The sequence below is a fragment of the Pantoea sp. NPDC088449 genome, assembly GCF_044753225.1.
Classification (GTDB): domain Bacteria; phylum Pseudomonadota; class Gammaproteobacteria; order Enterobacterales; family Enterobacteriaceae; genus Pantoea; species Pantoea floridensis.
Map to the genome: position 1 here is coordinate 1,013,725 of NZ_JBIVMT010000001.1, position 23,000 is coordinate 1,036,724.

Annotated in this window: 23 protein-coding genes; 17 read left to right on the top strand and 6 right to left on the bottom strand. The window is 55.4% G+C overall.

Annotated features, from left to right (window positions below; translation table 11 throughout):
* Window positions 1-139: 139 nt before the first annotated feature.
* Window positions 140-1,318 carry a benzoate/H(+) symporter BenE family transporter gene (locus ACIP6T_RS04860; protein ID WP_099686946.1) on the bottom strand — a complete coding sequence of 393 codons (1,179 nt, stop codon included), beginning with the start codon at window positions 1,316-1,318 and terminating at the stop codon, window positions 140-142.
* 96 nt (window positions 1,319-1,414) lie between these two features.
* On the opposite strand from ACIP6T_RS04860, the gene ACIP6T_RS04865 reads away from it, so the two are divergent.
* The 3 genes from ACIP6T_RS04865 to ACIP6T_RS04875 all read left to right on the top strand — a co-directional run bounded on the left by ACIP6T_RS04865 (window position 1,415) and on the right by ACIP6T_RS04875 (window position 3,115).
* Window positions 1,415-1,960, top strand: a complete 546-nt coding sequence (locus ACIP6T_RS04865) for a helix-turn-helix domain-containing protein (protein WP_097097444.1) — start codon at window positions 1,415-1,417, stop codon at window positions 1,958-1,960.
* A gap of 157 nt (window positions 1,961-2,117) precedes the next feature.
* Complete coding sequence (locus tag ACIP6T_RS04870) at window positions 2,118-2,543, top strand: MarR family winged helix-turn-helix transcriptional regulator (RefSeq protein WP_400455671.1); 426 nt, start codon at window positions 2,118-2,120, stop codon at window positions 2,541-2,543.
* 17 nt (window positions 2,544-2,560) lie between these two features.
* Window positions 2,561-3,115 carry an isochorismatase family protein gene (locus ACIP6T_RS04875; RefSeq protein ID WP_097097442.1) on the top strand — a complete coding sequence of 185 codons (555 nt, stop codon included), beginning with the start codon at window positions 2,561-2,563 and terminating at the stop codon, window positions 3,113-3,115.
* A gap of 107 nt (window positions 3,116-3,222) precedes the next feature.
* Here ACIP6T_RS04875 and pqqU read toward each other — a convergent pair whose 3' ends face one another.
* Window positions 3,223-5,334, bottom strand: a complete 2,112-nt coding sequence (gene pqqU / locus ACIP6T_RS04880; RefSeq protein WP_345826771.1) for a TonB-dependent receptor PqqU — start codon at window positions 5,332-5,334, stop codon at window positions 3,223-3,225.
* Between the two features lie 220 nt (window positions 5,335-5,554).
* Here pqqU and ACIP6T_RS04885 point away from each other — a divergent pair, with 220 nt between their 5' ends.
* Together ACIP6T_RS04885 and ACIP6T_RS04890 are read left to right on the top strand one after the other, a co-directional pair.
* On the top strand, window positions 5,555-6,418 hold the full coding sequence (locus tag ACIP6T_RS04885) for an NAD(P)-dependent oxidoreductase (protein ID WP_400455674.1): 864 nt from the start codon (window positions 5,555-5,557) through the stop codon (window positions 6,416-6,418).
* Between the two features lies 1 nt (window position 6,419).
* On the top strand, window positions 6,420-7,202 hold the full coding sequence (locus ACIP6T_RS04890; RefSeq protein ID WP_400455676.1) for an AraC family transcriptional regulator: 783 nt from the start codon (window positions 6,420-6,422) through the stop codon (window positions 7,200-7,202).
* On the opposite strand, the gene leuA is transcribed toward ACIP6T_RS04890, so the two are convergent.
* Window positions 7,153-8,838 carry a 2-isopropylmalate synthase gene (leuA, locus tag ACIP6T_RS04895; protein WP_400455678.1) on the bottom strand — a complete coding sequence of 562 codons (1,686 nt, stop codon included), beginning with the start codon at window positions 8,836-8,838 and terminating at the stop codon, window positions 7,153-7,155. The two genes, ACIP6T_RS04890 and leuA, sit on opposite strands and share 50 nt — an antisense overlap.
* A gap of 186 nt (window positions 8,839-9,024) precedes the next feature.
* Here leuA and ACIP6T_RS04900 point away from each other — a divergent pair, with 186 nt between their 5' ends.
* The 7 genes from ACIP6T_RS04900 (at window position 9,025) to pqqF (ending at window position 15,734) form a co-directional block, all read left to right on the top strand.
* Window positions 9,025-10,050: a dipeptidase gene (locus tag ACIP6T_RS04900; RefSeq protein ID WP_345826768.1), complete on the top strand. Its 1,026-nt coding sequence runs from the start codon at window positions 9,025-9,027 to the stop codon at window positions 10,048-10,050.
* 151 nt (window positions 10,051-10,201) lie between these two features.
* Window positions 10,202-10,273 (top strand): pyrroloquinoline quinone precursor peptide PqqA, encoded by a 72-nt coding sequence (gene pqqA, locus ACIP6T_RS04905; RefSeq protein WP_002905689.1) that lies wholly within the window; start codon window positions 10,202-10,204, stop codon window positions 10,271-10,273.
* A gap of 55 nt (window positions 10,274-10,328) precedes the next feature.
* Window positions 10,329-11,255, top strand: coding sequence for a pyrroloquinoline quinone biosynthesis protein PqqB (gene pqqB / locus ACIP6T_RS04910; protein ID WP_097097437.1), 927 nt, complete (start codon window positions 10,329-10,331; stop codon window positions 11,253-11,255).
* On the top strand, window positions 11,252-12,007 hold the full coding sequence (gene pqqC, locus ACIP6T_RS04915; RefSeq protein ID WP_097097436.1) for a pyrroloquinoline-quinone synthase PqqC: 756 nt from the start codon (window positions 11,252-11,254) through the stop codon (window positions 12,005-12,007). The genes pqqB and pqqC overlap by 4 nt, the downstream gene beginning before the upstream one ends.
* 4 nt (window positions 12,008-12,011) lie before the next feature.
* Window positions 12,012-12,290 (top strand): pyrroloquinoline quinone biosynthesis peptide chaperone PqqD, encoded by a 279-nt coding sequence (gene pqqD, locus ACIP6T_RS04920; RefSeq protein WP_097097435.1) that lies wholly within the window; start codon window positions 12,012-12,014, stop codon window positions 12,288-12,290.
* Window positions 12,277-13,416: a pyrroloquinoline quinone biosynthesis protein PqqE gene (gene pqqE, locus ACIP6T_RS04925; protein WP_097097434.1), complete on the top strand. Its 1,140-nt coding sequence runs from the start codon at window positions 12,277-12,279 to the stop codon at window positions 13,414-13,416. The genes pqqD and pqqE overlap by 14 nt, the downstream gene beginning before the upstream one ends.
* Window positions 13,416-15,734 carry a pyrroloquinoline quinone biosynthesis protein PqqF gene (pqqF, locus tag ACIP6T_RS04930; protein ID WP_400455681.1) on the top strand — a complete coding sequence of 773 codons (2,319 nt, stop codon included), beginning with the start codon at window positions 13,416-13,418 and terminating at the stop codon, window positions 15,732-15,734. Before pqqE ends, pqqF begins: the two co-directional genes overlap by 1 nt.
* Here the strand turns inward: pqqF and ACIP6T_RS04935 are convergent.
* Window positions 15,725-16,024: a helix-turn-helix domain-containing protein gene (locus ACIP6T_RS04935; RefSeq protein WP_007891812.1), complete on the bottom strand. Its 300-nt coding sequence runs from the start codon at window positions 16,022-16,024 to the stop codon at window positions 15,725-15,727. The two genes, pqqF and ACIP6T_RS04935, sit on opposite strands and share 10 nt — an antisense overlap.
* A gap of 1 nt (window position 16,025) precedes the next feature.
* Window positions 16,026-16,376 (bottom strand): type II toxin-antitoxin system RelE/ParE family toxin, encoded by a 351-nt coding sequence (locus tag ACIP6T_RS04940; protein ID WP_007891814.1) that lies wholly within the window; start codon window positions 16,374-16,376, stop codon window positions 16,026-16,028.
* A 219-nt stretch (window positions 16,377-16,595) separates the two neighbouring features.
* On the opposite strand from ACIP6T_RS04940, the gene ACIP6T_RS04945 reads away from it, so the two are divergent.
* The gene (locus ACIP6T_RS04945; RefSeq protein WP_400455685.1) at window positions 16,596-17,180 is read left to right on the top strand and encodes a YceI family protein; all 585 of its coding nucleotides are present in this window, start codon (window positions 16,596-16,598) and stop codon (window positions 17,178-17,180) included.
* Window positions 17,181-17,324: 144 nt separating this feature from the next.
* Here the strand turns inward: ACIP6T_RS04945 and dld are convergent, their stop codons facing one another.
* The gene (gene dld, locus ACIP6T_RS04950) at window positions 17,325-19,025 is read right to left on the bottom strand and encodes a D-lactate dehydrogenase (RefSeq protein ID WP_400455687.1); all 1,701 of its coding nucleotides are present in this window, start codon (window positions 19,023-19,025) and stop codon (window positions 17,325-17,327) included.
* 435 nt (window positions 19,026-19,460) lie between these two features.
* On the opposite strand from dld, the gene ACIP6T_RS04955 reads away from it, so the two are divergent.
* Genes ACIP6T_RS04955 through ACIP6T_RS04970 form a run of 4 tightly spaced genes read left to right on the top strand, consistent with a single transcriptional unit; the run spans window position 19,461 to window position 22,961 of the window.
* Window positions 19,461-20,441 carry a 6-phosphofructokinase gene (locus tag ACIP6T_RS04955; RefSeq protein ID WP_345826762.1) on the top strand — a complete coding sequence of 327 codons (981 nt, stop codon included), beginning with the start codon at window positions 19,461-19,463 and terminating at the stop codon, window positions 20,439-20,441.
* A 10-nt stretch (window positions 20,442-20,451) separates the two neighbouring features.
* Window positions 20,452-20,766 (top strand): PTS sugar transporter subunit IIB, encoded by a 315-nt coding sequence (locus ACIP6T_RS04960; RefSeq protein WP_034827292.1) that lies wholly within the window; start codon window positions 20,452-20,454, stop codon window positions 20,764-20,766.
* Entirely contained in the window at window positions 20,759-22,132 is a 1,374-nt protein-coding gene (locus ACIP6T_RS04965; protein ID WP_097097429.1) for a PTS sugar transporter subunit IIC, read from the top strand. Before ACIP6T_RS04960 ends, ACIP6T_RS04965 begins: the two co-directional genes overlap by 8 nt.
* Entirely contained in the window at window positions 22,119-22,961 is an 843-nt protein-coding gene (locus ACIP6T_RS04970; protein ID WP_097097428.1) for a class II fructose-bisphosphate aldolase, read from the top strand. The genes ACIP6T_RS04965 and ACIP6T_RS04970 overlap by 14 nt, the downstream gene beginning before the upstream one ends.
* Window positions 22,962-23,000 lie beyond the last annotated feature (39 nt).

Sequence of the window (23,000 nt, forward strand, 5' to 3'; positions counted from 1 at the left end):
TCGGTGGTTGTCTGAGGCAGAACAGTGTGTGTTTTTGGCGATGGTAGTGATCTTAAGCCAAATGCAGGAAAATCAAACGGCTGATAAAGGGGGAAAAACAGGGCGTTTTTCCCGCGTGTAAACCTAAGTTGTTGAAGTTTTAAGCGCGAGAACGCGGCGTGAGAACAAAATAAGTGAGTACGCCGCCGAGCAAGCCCCAAAATGCCGAGCCGATGCCGAGCAGGGAAATGCCGCTGGCGGTGATGAGAAACGCGATAATCGCGCTGTCCCGCTGCTGCGGTTCGGCCAGTGCGCGCTGCAAACTGCCGGCAAGCGTCGCTAATAACGCCAAACCTGCCAGCGTGGCAATCAACACCGGCGGCAGTGCGCTCAACATCACGGCAATTAAGCCGCCTGTAAAGCCGGTGAGCAGATAAAAAACACCTGCCAGTGCCGCAGCCATCCAGCGCCGTGCCGGATTCGGATCGACATCCTCACCCATGCAAATCGCGGCGGTAATGGCGGCGATACACACTGAAAACCCGCCAAAAGGTGAGAGAACTAAAGCAATAAAGCCAGTCCAGCCCGTTAGCGCCGACACCGGTGGTTGGTAACCGTGCGCCTGCAAGGTCGCGATCCCTGGCGCGTTCTGCGATGCCATCGTCACCAGGAAATAGGGCAAACCCACGCCAATCAGCGATGCCAGCGTAAACTGCGGCATGATAAACGCAGGCCAACTGATGGCCAACGCATGCGGCGGGAAATGGATGGTTTGTTGCCCCAGCGCCACCAGTACCCCTGCGACAAGTGCCAGCAGGATGGCGTAACGCGGCAGCCAGCGTCGACTTATCAGCCAGACCAAACACATGCTGCCACACAGGGCGAAATGGCTCTGCAATCCGCTAAACGTGCCGATACCAAAACGCAGCAAAATGCCGGCTAACATGGCGGCCGCCAGCGATTGCGGAATGTGGTTCATCAGTTTGGCAAACAGGCCGGTAATGCCAGAAAGTACAATCAACAGATTGGTCGCGACAAATACGCCGACCACTTCATTCAGCGTTAATCCTTGCACGCTCGTGGCGAGCAGCGCCGCGCCGGGCGTGGACCATGCTGCAAGAATCGGCATGCGTGTCCAAACGGATAAACCCAATGAAGCCAGCCCCATACCGATGCCGAGCAGCGAAAACCAGCCCCCAATCTGTTCTGGCGCAGCGCCCGCCGCCTGTGCGGCCTGAAAAATCAGCGCGGCCGTACTGCTGTAACCCACCAGCACGGCGATAAAGCCAGAAATCAGCATCGGAAAAGAGAAAGCGCTGCGCGGGGTAGCAGTAATCATCAGGTTACATCCTCTTGTGCGTTATAACGCACATTGTTGCATGGGACGCTATAGCGCACAAGTGCTACACTGCGCGCCAGCAAGAGGGGAGAACACATGGAAAATCTGCATCAACATCTGAGTCTGGCGCTGAAACAGCTGCGTCAGGCGAATGGCTGGAGCCTGACGCTGGCAGCGGAACGCACAGGCGTAAGCAAGGCGATGCTTGGCCAGATTGAGCGCGGCGAATCAAGCCCTACGATAGCGACGCTCTGGAAGATCGCGACCGGCTTTAATGTGCCGTTTTCTTTCTTTGTGCAGGGCAGCGATCAGCCGCCGGGCAGCGCTGCGACTTTCCGCCAGCCAAACGCGCAGATGCAGGTCAAACCGCTGCTGCCGTACGACGCGAGGCTACGTTTTGATCTGTTGGAAGTGATGCTGGCGGCTGGCGCGCAGAGCGATTCATCAGCGCACGAAAGTGGCGTGATTGAGCAAGTGGTGGTGCTGGAAGGTGAGTTGCTGTTGGGATTGGACGGCACATGGCGCCGCTTACAGTGCGGCGAGGCCAGTCAGTTCGCCGCCGATAAACCACACAGCTATCGCAATCCGCTCAGCACGCCGCTGCGTTTTCACAGCCTAATCCACTATTTGCAGCGGCCATAGGGGCGCCATTTATCGCGGCTAACACCCGCTGCGCATAAATGCCGCACCCCACGCAACCCGCCGACAGCGCGCGCAATTACAAATTGATACGAAGGTAAACTACACAGTTTGCCTTCCTATTTATATACTCGCGCTTCATTAGTAAGGAGAAGGTGCCATGAGCGATCTTAATAGCGCGGCCGCGCTACTGCGCAGCATCAATGGCAAACTGGCGCGCCGCCTGCGTGAATCGGCCCCACCGGGCGATCTCACCTGGCCGCAGGTTTCGGTGCTCGGTTATCTGGTGCGCGACGGTGCGATGACGGTGACGGAATTGGCGGCTCGGGAAGCGGTACGAACCCAATCAATGGGCGCGACCGTTGCCAGCTTACAGGCGCTGGGTATGGTGCAGGGTGCTGTCGATCCGCTGGATGGCCGCAAAACCCGCTATCAGCCCACCGACGCCTGTTTAGCGCTTATCGCCGCCAACCGCGCGCAGCGTGATGATTGGCTCGTAGAGAGCATCGCTACACAGCTAACGCCACTCGAGCAGCAAACGCTGCTGGCCGCCATTCCTTTACTTCAACGACTTGCCGACTATTAATCCTGAGAGGACTCAACATGGCTTTAACTACCCTTGATGACAATACCGCGCTGATTGTGATTGACCTGCAGAACGGCATCGTCGCGCTGCCCGTGGCACCGTTAGAAGCCAACGAGGTGATTGAGCGCTCAGCGCGTTTAGCCGATGCCTTCCGGGGGCAAAAACGTCCGGTGGTGCTGGTTAACGTAGCGGGAGGCGCGCCAGGCCGTAATGAACAACCTCGCCACGGCGGCGATCTGCCAGCCGATTGGGCAACATTAGTGCCGGATTTGGCGCAGCAGCGCGGCGATATCGCCATCACCAAAAAGACCTGGGGCGCGTTCCACAACACCGACCTGCATGAGCAGCTGCAGCAACGTGGCGTTACCCAGGTGGTCATCTGCGGTATCGCTACCGCTATTGGCGTAGAGTCCACTGCGCGTCAGGCTTATGAGCTCGGTTACAACGTCACGTTGGCAACCGATGCCATGACCTGCCTGAATGCCGAAACGCACAAAAACAGCGTTGAACGTATCTTCCCGCGCCTGGGTGAAACCGGCACAACGGAAGACGTGCTGGCGTTGTTGAAGTAATAGACAGTTTCGGTCGCCATGAATGGCGACCCTACGTGTATATAGCTGGGTTTTTGTAGGGTGCGCATTCATGCGCACCTGGATATCAATCTTGGCAACGCGTTTATTTACTGAAACGCATAACTCACCGTTAAACCGACGCTGTAGTTGCGGCCCGGTGCCGGTTCGTAATAGCGGCCGTTGCTTTCATTGACGATCACCGAGCCGATGTAGTTACGGTCAAACAGATTATCGACGCGGCCAAACAGATCCAACGTCCAGTTTTGCACCAGCCATTTATAACCGCTATTTACCCCCACTACGGTGTAAGACGGCGCTTTCACATCGTTCTCATCATCAGCGGCGATATCGCTCAGGTAACGCACATCTGTTCCAGCATACCAGCCTTGTTCTGGCGCATAGGCCAATCCGGCATACGCCATATTGCGCGCAATGCCTGGAATGCGGTTGCCATTGCAGCTTTCAGTGCCGCAGACGTTAGAGCGATAGCGGGCATCCAGCAAGGTCCATGCGGCTTTAAAACGCCAGCTTTCACCGAATTGCTGATCCAGCCCCAGCTCTAAACCACGGCGACGGGTTTCACCGGCGTTTTTGTAGCTGGTGCGGCCCTCAAAGCTGCTATCGGAAACGATCTCGTTTTTGGTATCCGTCTGGAATACCGCCGCGGTTAACAGACCATTGCCAATACGTTTTTTGCTGCCAAGCTCAACCGTCTCGCTGGTGGCCGGTTGCAGATCTAAATTGAGGCCGGCCTGATTGGCGGCACGATAGGACAACTCATTCAACGTAGGCGTTTCGAAACCGCGTCCGGCAGAAACGTAGGCGTTCCAGCTGTTATCAATCGCGTAGTTCAGCGCCGCCGCCGGCAGCCAGCGATGGTAGCGACGGTTGCCGCTGTCGTCCGGATCGGTAGCGGTCACGTAATAGTCGTTGGAGTCAAAATTCACCGTACTGAAACGCACACCAGCATCCAGCGACAGTTTATCCGTTAGCTGCCACGCGGTTTGCAGATAGGGATCGAGATTCCACATCAGGTTGCGCTCATTACGACGCAGATCGCCCTGTACACCAAGCTCGTTGGCGGTGAAGTTTTGATAGCCCTTACGCTTTTCGGTCATGGTTTCATAGTCTACACCGCCGGTGAACGTCACCGGGATGGTGAACAGCGCGTCGCGGTGCGTCCAGCGCGTATCAATGCCCTGATAATGACGCGCCAGCGAAATCACGCCGCCCGCATTGCCTGCGCTTTGCTGAGCACTTTTAGGAATCGATTGGTACTGTGTGGTTTCACGCTCGCCTGCATACATCATGACGCTTAGATCATCGTTTTCACTCATCTGGCGCTGATAGTGCAGGCCTGCTTGCGTCTGATCGACGGTTTTACGTGCGTTGTACAAGGTCACATTGCTGGCCACCTGGCGCGGATTATCTTTCCACTGATCGGCGGTTAAGCCGCCCGGATCCTGCGCATCCACGTGTACGCTGTTAAACAACAGCGTCAGGGTGCTGACATCGTCAATGCGCACGCCGAGTTTGGCGTTGCCCAGGTTTTTTTGTGCCGAGCTGTGATCGCGATAGCCGTGCGTGGTAAAGCGTGAGGCGGAAACGGTGTAATTGACGTCGCCGGCGTGCGTGCCGTCGCCGGTTGCGCCGCTGGCTTTCACACTGTTGCGCCAGCTGCCGTAGCTGCCATACCAGCTGCTGGCTTCCAGCGTAGTGGGCTGCTGACCGGTTTGGGTTTCGACGTTAATCACACCGCCGGAAGAGTTGCCGTAAAGCGCCGAGAACGGGCCGCGCAGCACGTCAATATGATCAATCGATCCGATATCAATATTGGAGGTTTGGCCCTGGCCGTCTGGCATGGTGGCTGGGATCCCGTCAACATACATGCGGATGCCGCGCAGGCCGAAAGTGGAACGCGAACCAAAGCCGCGCACCGAAATCTGTAGGTCCTGGGCGTAATTTTGTCTGTTTTGTATCTGCAAACCGGGCACGCTGGCGAGATTTTCAGACAAATTCACGCGCGGTGCCGCGTGGCGCATATCGTCGCCGGAAACCACGCTAACCGCTGCTGGCGTATCCAGCTCAGAGAGTCCGGAAGCCGCTGGTGCGGCACTCACCACCATGGTATTGCTGCCTGCATCCGCCGCGATGACAGCAAGCGGGAACATTGCGGGCACCATCAGCAACGAAGCCTGTCGCAGTAAAGCTATTTTCATTATGAAAGACCGTAAAAAAGGGCGTGGAATGTACCGAATGGAACATTTATGGCGCGTATGTTAATCGTTTTTTCATTTGTTTGAAAAGCGTTAATAGTATGACGGATTATTACTCTTAGCAGTGTTGAATATGTTTTTTCATCGCATCTCTCGCCTGGCTGCGTGAGGAAAATTCTGTCAGTCTGGCGGTTTTGTCTGTAGGCACAAAAGAGAGGGATAGATGAGTCAGCAACCTGTGGTAGCGGTACTGGGATTGGGCGCAATGGGTCATGCATTTGCCGCCAACCTGTTGAAAAAAGGCTTTACGGTACGCGGCTGGAACCGCACGCGCGCCAGGGGCGAAGATCTGCTGGACGCTGGCATCACCTTAGCCGATAGCGCCGCACAAGCGGTTGAGGGCGCGGATGTGGTGATCGCCATGCTGGCTGATGGGACCATTACGCAACAGGCGTTGAACGATGCCCGCAGCAACCTTAAGCAGGGCGCAACCCTTTGCCAGATGGGCACCATCGGCGTGGAAGCCACCGATCAACTGATCACCGAATTCAAAAGCGCGCGTCCGGACGTGGTGTTTATCGATGCGCCGGTTTCCGGTACCAAAGCGCCGGCAGAAAATGCGCAAATTCTGGTGATGGCGAGCGGCGATCAAAGCAAAGCGCAGGCCGCCGAGCAGGTGTTTGCTGCCATCGGTAAAGGTACGCAGTGGCTGGGCGCAGCGGGTGCCAGCTCGCGCATGAAGCTGGTGGTGAATAGCTGGCTGATTGGTCTGATGCAGAGCCTGGCGGAAAGTACCCGTTTGGCGGAAGAATTCGGTTTCAGCACCGACGATCTGTGGAAAGTGCTGGATGGCGGCCCACTCGCCGCGCCGTATGCCAAAATGAAACTCGGTATGATCGCCAGCGGTGATTTCACCCCACAGATGCATCTGGTGTGGGCACTGAAAGACGCCAAACTGGCGCTGGACGCGGCGGGCGACAGCAAACTGCCGGCGCTGGAAAACATCGTTGACGTCTGGCAGCAAGCGGTGGACGCCGGTTATGGCGAGCAGGATCTGGCGGCGGTTTATCAATATCTGAAACGCTAGCATGAGTGCGCGGCTCAATTTCGACTTCACGCATCGCCCGCTGGTGCCGTATGCGCATGATTACGCACATGGCGACGCCGAGCCGTGGCATCACCACGCTTGCGCGCAGCTGATTCACACGCTGAGCGGGGTGGTAAAAGTTGAAACCCAGCACGGCAGCTGGATTGTGCCGCCGAGTCGCGGCGTCTGGTTACCGGCGGGCACGCGCCACGCGCTGCAGATTGTTGGCGCGGTGGCAGCGCGCACGTTGTTTGTTGATCCGCTGGCGCGCGCCGATCTGCCCGCCAGCTGTCAGGTGGTGCAGATTTCGCCACTGCTGCGCGAGTTGATCGTCAGCGCGCTGGCGTTGCCGGAGCAGTACGGTTCCGGCAGTCGCGCTGAGCGCATTTATGAGCTGATTCTGGATGAAATCCGCGTGATGGATGTGCTGCCGTTTGGCCTGCCGCTGCCGGAAAGCAGGCGGCTGCTGAGTTTGTGTCAGCACATTCAGCACGCGCCGGGGGAAAACTGGACGCTGGCACGCGCCGCCGCTGAACTCTGCGTGGCCGAACGCACGCTGGCGCGCCATTTCAGTCGCGAAACCGGTTTGCAGTTCAGCGACTGGGTACGACGCGCGCGCCTGAGCGTAGCGTTAACCCGTTTAGCTCAGGGAGAAAGCGTGCTCACGGTGGCGCTTGAGCTCGGTTACGACAGTCCAAGCGCCTTCAGCGCCATGTTCCGCCGGGTGCTCGGCGTTACACCAGCGAACTACTTTCCTGCGGCAGAAAAGCGTGCGCCGCGTTGAGCAGCGCCTGCAACGACGCGCGCGCCACATCATTGTCAATTCCCACGCCCCACGCCCGTTCACCGCGGGCGTTAATACAGCTGATGTAGCTCACCGAACGGCTATCGCTGCGTTTACCCAGCGTATGTTCGTGATAATCCTCAATGGTGATGGCTAAGTCATAGCGCTGATGCAGCGCGGAAACGGCAGCGGATAGCAAACCATTGCCTTTACCTTCCAGCGTTACCTGCTGCGCACCTTGCTGCAATCGCGCTTTGAAACGCGTTTCGCCTTTGTCGTCGCTGTGGCTTTCCGCTTCCAGCAAACGCCGTGCGGGCTGCGTTAAACCATAATGCTGGCAGAATAGCTGCCACAGGGCGTGATGCGTCATCTCCTGGCCATGGCCGTCGGTTTGCTGCTGCACTAATCGGCTGAAATCCTGCTGTAAAGCGCGCGGCAGCTGCAGGCCGTGGTTCTGCTCCAATAGCCATGCCGCACCGCCTTTGCCCGATTGACTGTTCACGCGGATCACCGCTTCATAGCTACAGCCGATATCCAGCGGGTCGAGCGGCAGATACGGTATTTGCCACATTGTTTCTTCCCGTTCAGCGCGTTCGGCAAAGCCTTTACGAATCGCATCCTGATGCGAACCGGAAAACGCGGTAAACACCAGTTCACCGGCGTAAGGATGGCGCGGGTGCACCGGCAGCTGATTGCAGCGCGTCACCACTTCCAGCACCTGCTGGATATCGCTGAAATCGAGCTGCGGCGCAACGCCCTGGGTGTAGAGATTGAGCGCCAGCGTAACGATATCAACGTTGCCGGTGCGCTCGCCGTTACCAAACAAACAGCCTTCTACGCGGTCGGCTCCCGCCAGCAAAGCCAGCTCGGCACAGGCGATGCCGGTGCCGCGATCGTTATGCGGGTGCACGCTGATCGACACCTGCGATCGCTGGCTGAAGTGGCGACAGAAATACTCAATCTGATCGGCATACACGTTGGGCGTATTCACCTCCACGGTCGCGGGCAGGTTGATGATCATCGGGCGCGTGGGACCCGGTTGCCAAATCGCGGCAACCGCTTCGCAAATTTCCAGCGCAAATTCGGGTTCGGTAAAGCAGAACGTTTCTGGTGAATACTCGAAAGTCCACGCAGTAGCGGTTTGTGCTTCACAGCGGGCGCGAATCTGCCGTGCACCGGCGCACGCCAGCGCAATGATTTCACTTTTGCTTTGACGGAACACGCGCTCGCGGAACAGCGGCGCAGTCGCGTTGTACATATGGATGATGGCGTTTGGTGCACCGCGTAGCGCCTCAAAAGTCCGATCGATCAGGTCGCTACGCGCCTGCGTCAGTACCTGAATTGCTACGTCGTTGGGAATGTGATTGTGCTCGATCAACAGGCGCACAAAATCAAAATCGGTCTGCGAGGCTGCCGGAAACGCCACTTCTATTTCCTTGAAGCCACAGCGCAGTAACAGTTGCCAGAACTCCAGCTTGCGCGCGCCGTCCATTGGCGTGGCGAGCGCCTGATTGCCGTCGCGCAGATCGGTGGAGAGCCAGCGCGGGGCGTGCGTCAACTGACGCGATGGCCACTGGCGGTAGGGTAAATCGATAACCGGAAACGCGCGGTATTTGCTAGCAGGTTGAGTGAGCATAACAGTCTCCTTGTGGTGTTGTGATGAGTCTCGCCTGGCAGCACGCTGCTCGGCTCGCGCATTGCTGACAACCACCCGCGCGTAACTGACAACCTCTGCGTCACGTAACCCTTTGTGCGCCCACATTTGGCGAAACCGCAGCGCGCGCGTAGCATGGTGGCATGTTGTTTCACCAAAGATCGCCTCATGTTACTCACTACCTTCGACGGTCATAATGACCTGCTGCTTAACCTGTGGCTGCATCATCGTGATGCGCCCGCCCAGGCATTCTTTCACGGCATTGAAAAAGGCCACCTCGATTTTCCGCGTATGCAGCAGGGCGGCTTTGCCGGTGGCCTGTTCGCCCTGTTTGTGCCGCCGCCGCGCTATGTGCAAGAGGTGGCACCGCTGCGGGCGGCGGAGAATCTGTCGCCGCTGGCGATCCTCTGGCAGCAGCTCGATATTCTCAAAGCGCTGGCTGCGCAATCTGACGGGCGGGCGCGCTTATGCCTCAACGCCGCCGATATGGCCGCCTGCCGCGCTGAAGGAGTGCTGGCGCTGGTGGCGCATATCGAAGGCGCGGACGGTTTTGATGTCGATGGCGCAGCGCTCGATGCGTTCTATCAGGCTGGCGTTCGCAGCATCGGGCCATTCTGGAATTTGCCTAATTGCTTTGGTGAGGGGGTTAGCGGCTCTTTTCCGCATTCGCCGGATACCGGGCCAGGATTGACGATGGCTGGTGAGCAGCTGATTGCGGCGGCCAATCGTCATCGCATGCTGATCGATATGTCACACATGAACGAAAAAGCCTTTTGGGACACGGCGCGCCTCTCATCGGCGCCGCTGGTGGCGACGCACTCTAATGCGCATGCGCTGTGCGCGCAGCCGCGCAATCTCACTGACGACCAACTGCGCGCAATTCGTGACAGCGGCGGCGTGGTAGGTGTGAATTTTGGTAACGCTTTCTTACGCAGCGATGGCAAACGCGATAGCGATACGCCGTTGATCGAAATTGTTAAACATGTTGAGCATTTGATCGCGATAATGGGCAGCGATCATGTAGCGCTGGGTTCCGATTTTGATGGCATCAGCGTGCCTGATGCGCTGAAAGATGTTTCCGGATTACCGCGCTTGTATGCGTTATTGCGCTCACTGGGCTACGATCAAACGGCTCTTGAGCAGCTCGCCTGGGGCAACTGGCAGCGCGTGTTGCAACAGATTTGGCGGGATTAGCACAATTCCCTTACCGAATCAGGGTTGATCTGCTCGCTACATTGGCGCAACATCTGCGCGCGTCATGATTGCAATGTGATCTACGTCACAGCTGCAATGATCTCCAGCAGAGCGTGCTCTGCATTTTTGAATGAATAAGAGGAAGAATATTATGTGGAAAAAACCTGCGTTTATTGACCTGCGTCTGGGCCTGGAAGTGACTCTGTACATCTCCAACCGCTAAGACTTCTGCCCGCCGCTCGTGCGGGCATTTTGTTTTCTCTCTCTGGTCAAATTTCATGTTTATTAAAGTCCTCGGTTCAGCGGCTGGTGGCGGCTTCCCGCAGTGGAACTGTAACTGCGCCAACTGCAGCGGCCTGCGTAACGGCACTATTCAGGCGCAGGCGCGCACGCAATCGTCGATCATCGTCAGTGATAACGGTGAAGATTGGGTGCTGTGCAACGCGTCGCCGGACATCAGCCAGCAGATTGCCCACACCCCAGAATTGATAAAAAAGGGCGTGCTGCGCGGTACGGCCATTGGCAGCATCATTCTCACCGACAGCCAAATCGATCACACCACCGGTTTACTGAGCCTGCGTGAAGGTTGTCCGCACCAGGTGTGGTGTACGCCGGAAGTGCATGCCGATCTCACCAGCGGCTTTCCGATTTTCACTATGTTGCAGCACTGGAACGGCGGCTTGCAGCATCATGCCTTAACACCGCTGGAGCCATTTCGCGTCGATGTGTGCCCGAGCCTGCAGTTCACCGCGATTCCGATTCTCAGCAACGCGCCGCCGTATTCGCCATATCGCGATCGTCCGCTGCCGGGCCACAACGTGGCGCTGTTTATTGAAAACACCGCCAATGGCCAAACGCTGCTGTACGCACCGGGACTCGGCGAGCCCGATGCGGTGATCATGCCCTGGCTGGAAAAAGCCGATTGCCTGCTGATTGATGGCACGGTATGGCAGGACGACGAGCTGCTCGCCACCGGCGTCGGCAAAAATACCGGCAAGGCGATGGGGCACCTGGCGCTGGCCGAAGAACAAGGTTTAATGGCGCTGCTGGCCTCGCTGCCGGCCAAACGCAAAATTTTGATTCACATTAACAACACCAATCCCATCCTTAACGAGCAATCGCCGCAGCGCGACTATTTAGCGCAGCAGGGCATCGAAGTGAGTTGGGATGGCATGGCGATTCATCTGCAGGAGTTTGCATCGTGATCATTACCGAAGCACTATCGCCCGCCGCATTTGAGCAGGCGCTGCGCGATAAAGGCGCGTTCTACCACATTCATCATCCGTATCACATCGCGATGCACAATGGTAATGCCACGCGCGAGCAGATTCAGGGCTGGGTGGCGAACCGCTTCTATTATCAGACCAATATTCCGCTGAAAGACGCGGCGATCATGGCCAACTGCCCGGATCCCGCCACGCGGCGCAAATGGGTGCAGCGTATACTCGACCACGACGGCAGCAACGGCCACGAAGGCGGCATTGAAGCCTGGCTACAGCTTGGTGAAGCGGTCGGGCTGGACCGCGATGTTTTACTTTCAGAGAAGCTGGTGCTGCCGGGCGTGCGCTTTGCGGTAGATGCCTACGTTAACTTTGCGCGCCGTGCCAACTGGCAGGAAGCCGCGTGCAGCTCGCTGACCGAGCTGTTCGCGCCGCAGATTCACCAATCGCGCCTTGATAGCTGGCCGCAGCACTATCCGTGGATCAAAGAGGAAGGCTACTTCTATTTCCGCAGTCGCCTGAGCCAGGCGAATCGTGATGTGGAACACGGTCTGGCGTTGGCGCTCGAGGTGTTTACCACGGCCGAGCAGCAGAACCGCATGCTCGAAATCCTCCAGTTTAAGCTCGATATTCTCTGGACCATGCTGGATGCCATGACCATGGCGTATGCGCTGCAGCGTCCGCCTTATCACACGGTCACCGATCGGGTGTCCTGGCACAGCACAAGGTTGGTATAACGATATGAAAGATAATCTGATTCCGGCTTTTCGTCGTGGCTACCGCATGCAGTGGGAAGCGGCGCAGGAGAGCCATGTCGTGCTCTATCCGGAAGGCATGGCCAAGCTGAACGAAACCGCCACGATGATCCTTGAACTGGTCGATGGTAAACAAGATGTGGCGGCCATTGTTGCCACGCTGGATGCGCGCTTCCCGGAAGCGGGCGGCGTAGGCGATGACGTGAAAGAGTTCCTGCAATCTGCCATCGAACAAAAATGGATACTGTGTCGTGAACCCGAGTAAAACCGTGACGCCGCCGCTGTGGCTGCTGGCAGAATTGACCTATCGCTGCCCGCTGCAGTGTCCGTATTGCTCCAATCCGCTGGATTTTTCCCAGCAGGAGAAAGAGCTGACCACTGAACAGTGGATTGAGGTGTTCCGCCAGGCGCGTGCCATGGGCAGCGTGCAGCTCGGTTTTTCCGGCGGCGAACCGTTAACGCGTAAAGATTTGCCGGAGCTGATCCGCGCCGCGCGCGATCTCGGTTTCTACACCAACCTGATCACCTCCGGCATTGGCCTGACGGCAAAAAAACTCGACGCCTTTGCTGACGCGGGCCTCGATCACATTCAGATCAGTTTCCAGGCCAGCGATGAAACGCTGAACGCTGCGCTAGCCGGGTCGAAGAAAGCCTTCCAGCAGAAGCTGGAGATGGCAAAAGCGGTGAAAGCGCATGGCTATCCGATGGTGCTGAACTTTGTGCTGCATCGCCACAATATCGATCAAATCGACAAGATCATCGATCTCTGTATCGAACTGGAAGCCGATGACGTCGAGCTGGCGACCTGTCAATTCTACGGTTGGGCGCAGCTTAACCGTGAAGGATTGTTGCCGACGCGCGAACAGATCGCCCATGCCGAAGCGGTGGTGGCCGATTATCGTCAGCGCATGAGCGCCAGTGGCAATCTGACCAATCTGTTGTTCGTCACGCCGGATTACTATGAAGAGCGGCCGAAACCGTGCATGGGCGGTTGGGGATCGATCTTCCTTAGCGTCACGCCCGACGGCACCGCGTTGCCGTGCCACAGCGCACGCCAGCTGCCGGTTGAGTTCCCATCGGTGCTGGAACGCACGCTGGATGACATCTGGTACAACTCGTTTGGCTTTAACCGCTATCGTGGTTTTGACTGGATGCCGGAACCCTGCCGCTCCTGCGATGAGAAAGAGAAGGACTTTGGCGGCTGTCGCTGCCAGGCGTTTATGCTGACCGGCGATGCGGACAATACCGATCCGGTGTGCAGTAAGTCACCGCATCACGGCAAAATCCTCGAGGCGCGGCGTCAGGCCAACTGCAGTGATATCAAAATCCAGCAGCTGCAGTTCCGTAATCGTAGCAACTCCGAACTGATCTTTAAGCAGCGCGTCACCTGATGAACGCGCGCCAGATCACGCTCGCCAACGGCCTGCGCTGTTATCTCCACCATCAGCCCGGCGCACGCGATGCGGCGGTGCTAATGCGCGTGCAGGCGGGCAGCCTGGATGAGCCGGATCGCTGGCCGGGTTTGGCGCATTTGCTCGAACATCTGCTGTTTTGCGGCAGTGAAAACTTCAGCGGCGACGATCGCCTGATGCCGTGGGTGCAGCAGCAGGGCGGCCAGGTCAATGCCACTACGCAGCTGAGCCGCAGCGCCTTTTTTTGCCAGCTGCCGGCAGCGGCGTTATCTGCGGGCGTGCAGCGGCTGTGCGATATGCTCGCGGCACCGCTGCTGAGTGCGCAGGCCATCCAGCAGGAAGCGGCGGTGATTGATGCCGAGTATCAGCTGCTGCAACGCCATGCCGACACGCTGTGTGAAGCGGCGATCCTGGATGCGCTGCAAGGCCGTTTTCAACGCTTTCGCGTAGGCAATCGCGTGGTATTTGGTGACGATGTCACGCAGTTGCGGGCGGCGTTACAGACATTTCATCAGCGTTGGTATCACGCTGATAACATGCAACTTTGGTTGCAAGGTCCGCAATCGCTCGATGAACTGGCGCAGCTGGCGTCGCTGTTTGGCAGCGGATTATTAACGGGTGGTGCAACTCCAGCGGCAATCGAACCTTTACTGCTGCCAGGCGATGGTTTGCTGCAGCTGGTGGGTGAAGAGAGTTTCTGGCTGGCGCTGCTGATTGACGGCGATGAGCCCACTATTCGTGACAACGTCACCTTGCTGAATGCCTTTTGGCAAGATGAAGCACCCGGCGGCTTAATGGCGCAACTGCGGCATGAAGGGCTCTGTGAGTCCTTTAACGCCCAGTGGCTATGGCAGGATACGCAACACGCTTTGCTGGCGCTGCGCTTTGGTGCGCCGCAGCTTACTCCCGCGCAGGCGCAACGTATTGAACACTACTTCTGGCAGCATCTCACCGCGTTAAGAGAGGCACCTGCGCGGCAGCATCAGCACTATGCGCGGCTGGCACAGCAGGATTTTGCCGCTTCGTCAGCGCTGGAGCAGCTGCGCGGCCGGGCGCTCGGTTTTGCGCCTGGCTTAACGGTTCCAGATAATCTGGCTGACTTTGCCTCTGCGTTACCTCACCGCCCACGCAGGCGTTTGCTCACGCAGCAACAGCTGAAGGGTATGCCGCAGCTGAAACAAGGCTTTACGCTGCCACTGGCTGAATGGTTGCCCGAACAGTGGCTCGCCACCGAACCTGCAACGTTTCACTTTTATCCGGCGTCAGCAGAGATAACGTTGCCTCGCTTACCGCCTGTGGCGCAGCCGCTGCCGGTGATTGCGCCCGTGCAATCGGTTGAGACGCTGCTGCTGCGCCCGGCGTTTTATCAGCTGTTGCGCGACGAAGAAGCACAGGCGCGGCAACGCTTATTGCGTCCGGTGCTAGCTGAGTTGCGCCACGCCGGTGGCAACGGCAGCTGGCAGCAAAAACAGGGTAGCTGGCAGCTGGTGCTTAATTTGCCTGCTTGCGCCGATCGCGCTTTGCTAAGCGTGTATCAGGCTTTACAGGCGCTTAATGCACCGGTGCAGGATCGGGTCATCAAGACAACGCACTCTATCGTTATTCGTCAGCTGCTGGCCGCTTTGCCCAGCAAACTGCTCCCGCCGCAGGCAACACCACCATGGTTGGTCGCGTGGTGCGGCGCAGAGGGTGCGTTAAGCCAGCGCGTGGCCCATCTGCTCAGCGAATTCTCCCCCGCGCTGGCACGCTATGCGCCACCTGCCATGCTGCATCGCGGCGTGATGCCGGTTGCCTGTGACGGGAGCGATCAGGCGCTGTTATTGTTTATGCCGCTGCCGCAGCAGGATGATGCCAGCCTCGCGGCGTTACGCGCGCTGGCGCTGATGCTGGAAACGCGCTTTTTCCAGCGTCTGCGGGTAGAGCAGCAAATCGGCTATGTGGTGTCGGCGCGCTATCAGCGAGTTGCGGATGTTGATGGTTTGCTGCTGGCGCTGCAGTCGCCGAATATCCCATGGCGCACGCTGCTTGGCCACAGCAAACGTTTTATGCGAGACATGCTTGCCGAAATTGCCGCTATTCCTGCGGCACATCTCGCGGCCTGGCAGGCGAACTTAGCGATGCAGTGCGTAAACCAGGACAACAGCGAGCGTGCGGAAGAAGCGCTGCGCCAGCAGCTTGGCTTACCCATTCTTAACCGCACCGCCATCCAGGCACTGACGCTGCCGCAGCTACAGCACCTTCACTATCGCCTGCTGCGTGAAAGGCATCGCTGGTTGATTTTGGTTAATCAAAGTTGAAAGGCGATGTGTTTGCCGTTGGGCAACGTAACGTCAATACGCAGTTCACCACCTAAAGCGTCAACATAACGTTTTAATGTGGAGAGTCGCGGGTCGTTGCCGGGATTTTCCATTTTTGCCAGCGTGGGTTGCGAGACGCCAATCACACGTGCCAATTCAGTTTGCGAGAGATTAAGCTCTTCACGCAGCTGGCTCAAAGCAATCTCCTGGCGCAATTTCTCGACTTTTTTAGCGATCCGCTGCTGGCTTTCAGGTGATTGTTTTTCCAATAACTCTTTCAAAGTAGACATCTTATCCCTCCATCTGCGCCACATGCTTACGGTATTCTGTTTCAGCAAGGCGAATCATCGTTCGGTAAAACTGTTTTTGGTTGCAGCCGGTTTTATTCCCTGCGCATAGCACAATAGCGCGTCGCACCGGATCAAAAGCGAAAAATGCCCTGATGGGGTTACCTGCATGCTGAATGCGCAACTCCTTCAGGTTAGGGACATCGCTACCTTTTAGCGTATCAACATAAGGGCGTCCCAATTGGGGTCCCATTTCACCTAAAATAGTCATCGCGGCTAACACATCTTCGCGCAGTGCTTCACTCTGCGCCAGGAACCACTTATCGAAAACATCCGTTGTCAGAATTTCCCACATAATGCCATCCCATAGCTTTTTTGCTATAAATAACTTATAGCCTTTAGGCTATGAAAGCAACGTGCATGCTACTTACGCGCTGTGATTTTATCGTATGATGATTATTACTCATTGATATATTTGAATATATTTGACAGTCACCAGCAAATCTCTTCACTGGTTAGTTACCAGGTAAAGGGCGACACTCACTGTATTATCCCGAACTAAAAGGAACTGCGAGTGAAAAACGTTACCCGTCTTGCGCTGCCACTGTTGGCGGCGGCTACGCTTTATGCCCCCTTGTCACAGGCTGCAGCGATGCACTATGCCCTCGATCCGGCGCACACCTCGGTCATCGTGACCTGGACGCACTTTGGTTTCTCTCACCCGACGGCCGATATCCCGAATAGCAAAGGGTCAATCGTATTTGATAAGGATCAGCCGCAGCAGTCGCGCGTTGATGTCACGCTGCCGATTACGCAAATTGATACCCACGTACCTGCATTGACCAAAGAGTTTCTCGGTGCTGAGTATTTCGATACCGTAAAATATCCTTCAGCGGTATTCCACAGCACCAAAGTGGAAGCCAAGGGTGATAACAAATTCGACGTGGAAGGTAACCTGACGTTGAAAGGGATTACCAAGCCGGTCACCTTGCATGCCACGCTGAATCAGCAGGGCATGCATCCGATGGTGAAAAAAGAGGCGATTGGTTTTGATGCCACTGGCGTGATTAAGCGTTCGGATTTCAAGCTGGATAAGTATGTGCCAGCGGTAGGCGATGACGTGACGTTGACCATCTCAACCGAAGCATACGCGAAATAATCGCATCGATGTTTGCTGAGTTTCAATCGCGATGAATCCGCCAGGATGCGCATTGATGGTGACCAGGTGCGCTTGAATGCGCACCCTACGAAATCCCGCTAAATAACCGTAGGGTCGCCCTTTATGGCGACCTGGCTACCGATGCTACATTTCCCGCCAAAACTTCTTCTTGCTGGTTTTGCCAATCCCCGGATTACAGCTGTTGGTGGGATCGAGCTGCTTCCAGTGATCCACATGCTCGCATGAAGCCTGATAGAGGTGTCCAACGTTGTGCTCGGCGGGATATTTAGCCCCGCGCTGCTCCAGATACCGCTTCACCTCTTCCTTAAACGCTTTGGCGTCGTAGCCCGGTTTCAGTACATAATCCTGATGATTCACGAAACAGAAGAAGTGCCCGCAGCATGAATCGACCTGCACCTGTGCCGCCAGGTGATCCGGCAGCGTCAGGCGCCACGCATCATCATTGCGACGCAGCGCCACGTCAAAGGCGACCAACCGCTCGTTGGGGTTATAACCCAGCGCATCGCAGTAGGAAATGGTGCAGCCGCCAACGCCAAAACGTACCAGGAAGGCATCTGCCGCTTCACGTGCATCGCAATGGAAAAAGCCGCCCTGATGAGCCGCAAAGAATGCCTGCAACAGAACGTGTAGCTCAGCGCTTTGCTGAGACTCAACTTTGATCATCAAATGGTGTTGATACTCGCTGCGGTAATCCATAATGCGCGGCGCGATAAAGCTCGGTGTGAGCTGATTAAAGCATTGCAGCATCCGATCAACAAAATTGCGCGGCAGGAATTTCAAATGGCTGATGCGCACATCCCATTTGGCTTTATTCGCCATCATTTGCGGAATGGCCTGCGGACCGAGTTTACGTATCGCCAGATACATATGTTTGGCGTAGCGCACCGTCAAATCAAAGGCGTTACGATGGATATATTCCGCCTGTAACGGCAGCTCGCTCATGCGGGTCAACAGATAGCGACGCAGTTCCACCAGCACATTCTCATCGTTGGTACCGATGTAAAAGGTATCGCCACCGGTGCTGGCCTCAAAGGTGGGCAAACGCACGGCAAACACCACCACTTTACCGGCGCTGCCGGAACTGTCGTGCAGATAACGGAGGTCGCCATTAAAACGTGCCGGGGAATCAGCGGTGACATCACGCAGGCGATCGGCATAATCTTCGGCCCAAATCTTTCCCTGCCAGTCGGGTTGTTCACCGGTTTGATACTGTTGCTGCGTCAGTGCTTCCAGCATGGCCTCTGGCGTTTCGCCCAGCGCAATACCGAGATGATTAACCATTTCTAAGCGGCCATCGTCATGGATGCGCGCGAACAGGGACTTTTCAGTAAAGGCCGGGCCGCGACGAATCAGTGAGCCGCCGGAGTTATTACAAATCCCGCCCACCACTGACGCGCCGATGCAGGATGAGCCAATCACAGAATGCGGTTCACGCCCCAAAGGCTGTAAGGTCTGTTCCAGTTCAGTGAGGGTGGTACCTGGGAAGGCAATGACCTGACGCGCCTGATCAATGACCTGCACACCTTTTAACTGGCGGGTGCTGATGATCACCACATCGCGATCGTAATCGTTGCCGTCGGGCGTTGATCCGCCGGTAACGCCGGTATTTGAGGCTTGCATAAGCACAATGGCGTCATGGGCGACGCAAACCTGCAGTGTCTGCCATAGCTGCAGCAGGGTTTGGGGTAACACCACCGCCAGCGCTTCGCCACGCCCCACACGGAAGCCTTTTATGTACCAGGCTTTATCATCGGCATGGGTTAATAACTGTTTCTCACCCACCACGCCAGCCAGGTGACGCAACATCTCCTGCGGAATACTCATCTTCTCTCTTCTTCGCTAATTATTTGCATTCATATTGGACAAGTGCAGCAGCATTGAGTCAATCATTGACTGGCACGGATGCGGAAATAACGCACGTAATCATTATCCCTTTAACTTTCACGGAATAAACGCGCGTAATCGATAAAAATGCGCGGGAAATCACAAAATAGAGTGAAAGAAAAAGAGCGTCAGTAAAGATATTAAGGGCAGCGGGGCGCAAAGATAAATGTAAATATAACCTTATGATTTAAATGAATAATTCATATTTTAATCAGAATTAGCAATGTGATTTTAATCACAAAAAAGACTCATCAAAACCCTGTGTCAACGATCTCTGGCAGCAAATTCATGGCAAAAGTGTGACATTCGTTGCAAATAGCACTGCGGTTAATCGGAAGAATGAATATCAGACGCACAGCATGAAGGATGATGGCAATGAGAATTGGCATGGTGATCAGCGGTGGAGATGTTACCGGGATTAATAACTTTGTTTATCAAATATCCCGTCTGACAAAAGCGGAAATGGTGTTATTCAATGGCGGCATTCCTGGTTTACTGGAAAACAATCACCGGGAAATATCCCAACGTGATTTAGTCGATTACGCCATCGCTTCAATTCCGGTAATGCAGTCAGGAAGAACGACAAGGAAATTAATTCGCCCGGAATATGAAATCATTGCTAAACACCTCAAGTCGCTGCGTATTGACGTAGTAATTATGGCGGGAGGTGACGGTTCATTACAATTTTTGCACACGCTGAGCGAATTTGGCGTCAACTGTTTTGGCGTGGGTATGACTATCGATAATGACGTCTTTGGCAGTGACTACAGTATTGGTTTCTCCACTGCCTGCGAGCAGGTATTAAAAGAGGTGGCAAAATTACGCAATACCGGCCGCGCGTTAACCGGCCGCGTATTCATGGTGGAGCTACTCGGCGGCTATTGTGGGGAATTAACGTTACAGTCGGCGATCAAGTCCAATGCGGATTTTGCGCTGATTCCAGAATGCCAGATTGCACCGCAGGAACTGGCCGAGCGCATCACACAGCGGCTGGCCGCGCAGAACAGCGTGATTATATTGTGCTCGGAAGGCTATACCCGTGAATATTCACCGGGCTTTCAGGGCGCCATCGATACCTTAATAAAACAAATTGAACCGCTGATTGGCGTACGTATTCGTAAAACTATTATCGGTTATGGCCTGCGAAATGGCGATCCCACCTGTGAAGAGATTTATCAGGGCACCATTATGGCCAGTGAAGTCGCGCGTTGTATTCAGTCGGGAATGCGCAATAAAGCGGTCATTATTAATGGCAGTAATCGACCGATTCCGATTGATTTAATAAGCATGAAAAAACGCCTGGTCGATACTGAAGGGCATCATTATAAACTCGCTAAACAACTGCAAATTCTGTGAGGAAATAGCCATGCTGAAAATATTATGTGTCTGTGGATGTGGTCTTGGATCGAGTTTCGCAATCGAGATGAGCGCTAAGTCGGTATTAAAGAAGCTCGAAATCGAAGCCGATATTGATCACACCACTATTTCTGAAGCCAACGCCTTTAAATCCGACATGATTTTAACTCAGAAAGCGTTTGCTGATGTGTTAAATGCCGATGCCAGCCCGGAGCAAATTAAGCGGGTGATTATTCTCAACAAGCTGACTGATAAAGCGGAAATTGAAGAAAAAATCGTGGCGTTTATGAAAGAACGTAACTTAAAGGTTGCTAACCATGAATAGTGTGATCGACTTCCTGGTAAAAGATCTATTAGGGCAGGCGTCAATACTGATTGCCTTTATCGCCCTGATTGGTCTGCTACTGCAAAAAAAATCGGCGGGCAAGGTGGTGGAAGGCACCTTTAAAACCCTGCTCGGTTTCTTAATTATGATGGCCGGTATCAACATTATTGTCGGTACCTTAACTTTCCTGAACACCATTTTCACCCACGGTTTTGGCATGCAGGGTTATATCACCGACGTTGCCGCCATCGCTGGGTTAGCGAACCGCGAGCTGGGTTCAGAAGTGGCGCTGACGCTGTTGGTGATCTTTATCGTCAACATCATTATCGCGCGCCTGACACCGTTCAAATACATCTTCCTTACCGGTCAGGCGCTGCTGTGGATGGCGACGATTGGTGCGGTGATTGGCTATAAAGCGGGGCTAACAGGCTTACCTCTGATCCTTACCGGCGGCATCTTTGGCGGCATTATGGCGGTTGTCATGCCTGCGCTAGCCCAACCGGTGGTGCGCCGCATCACCGACTCCGACGACGTGGCGCTCGGACACTTCTGCACCATCGGCTATCTGCTGACGGCGGCGGTGGCGAAGGTGGTCGGCAAAGGCTCGCGCTCTACCGAAGATCTCAAACTGCCCGACAACTTTAAATTCCTGCAGGACACCTACCTGTCGATGGCCGTGGTGATGGTGCCGATGTACCTGATTCCTGCGGTTGCCGCCGGTCCGGAATTTATCGGCCAGTACAGCAACGGCATGAACTACCTGATGTATGCCTTTATGCAGTCAATTCAGTTCGTGTGCGGCGTGTTCGTGCTGTATAGCGGTGTGCGTCTGCTGCTGAATGAATTGGTGCCGGCTTTCCGCGGCATTGCCATGCGCCTGGTACCCGATGCCAAACCTGCGCTCGACTGCCCGGTGATGTTCCCCTATGCCCCAAATGCGGTGATCGTGGGCTTCCTCGCCACCACCCTGGGTTCGGTGGTTGGCATGCTGGTGTTCCCGATGTTTGGTCTGGCGATGATTCTGCCAGGGCTGCTGACCAACTTCTTTGCCGGTGGCACCGCAGGGGTGTTTGGCAATGCGCTGGGTGGACGTCGTGGTGCGATGATCGGCGGCTTCGTTCACGGTTTATTCATTACCTTCCTGCCGGCGATTCTGGTGCCGATGCTGGAAAGCTATGGTTTCACCGGCGTGACCTTCAGTGATTCGGATGTCATCAGTACCGGGCTGGTGCTCGGCCACGCGTTCCAGAATAACTGGCTGTTCGTCGCCCTGTTTATTGTCTTTATTACGCTTCTCGCCTGGTTTGTTAACGGAAAATCCACGAAATCTAAATCCCATGAGGAAAAGCTCCATGAAACTTTATAATTTTACCGATCTGTTACAGGTGGCAAAAGAACGTGAATTTAAAGCGCTCGGTTCCTTTAATTTACACTGTCTGGAAATGCTGCCGGCCTTTTTTAGCGCGGCAGAGAAAACCAATAGCCCATTAATGATTCAGATATCTACCGGTACCGCGAAATATCTCGGACATAAATTATTGGTGGATGCGATTCGCTCATTATCAGAGAGCCGCAATGTCCCGACCTGTTTGCACCTCGATCACTGTTCCGATTTAGCGGCGATTCAAACTGCGCTGGATGCTGGCTTCAGCTCTATTATGTATGACGGCTCACATTTACCGATTGAAGAAAATATTGCCAATACGCGTCGTGTTATTGATATGGCGCGTCCGCTGGATGTCTCAGTCGAAGCGGAGCTGGGTGCGATTGGCGGTTCAGAAGACGGCAAAGTCGTCGCCATGAGCGAAACGGCTTTCACCACGGTCGATGATGCTAAGCGCTTTGTGGAAGAAACCGGCGTGGATATGCTGGCCATCTCCATTGGTACCGTACACGGCTTGTATACCGGTAAAGCGCACATTCAGCATCAGCGCCTTGCCGAAATCACTGACGCCACGAAAACACCGCTGGTGCTGCACGGCGGCACGGGGGTGAGCGATGAAGATATGCGGCTGGCGGTGCGCAGCGGTATTGAGAAAGTGAACGTCGGAACTGAGATGAACGTGCAATGGGTAGCGAACTGCAAACAGACATTCGAAAAAGGCAAAGTTAACGACAGCGTACGTAATTTCCTTGTACCGGCTAACGATGCTGTAACCAATGTTCTGGTAGAAAAAATTCAGCTGTTCCGCTAATAGTTTATCACTTATGACGTAATAACCTGAGGTGCCCGG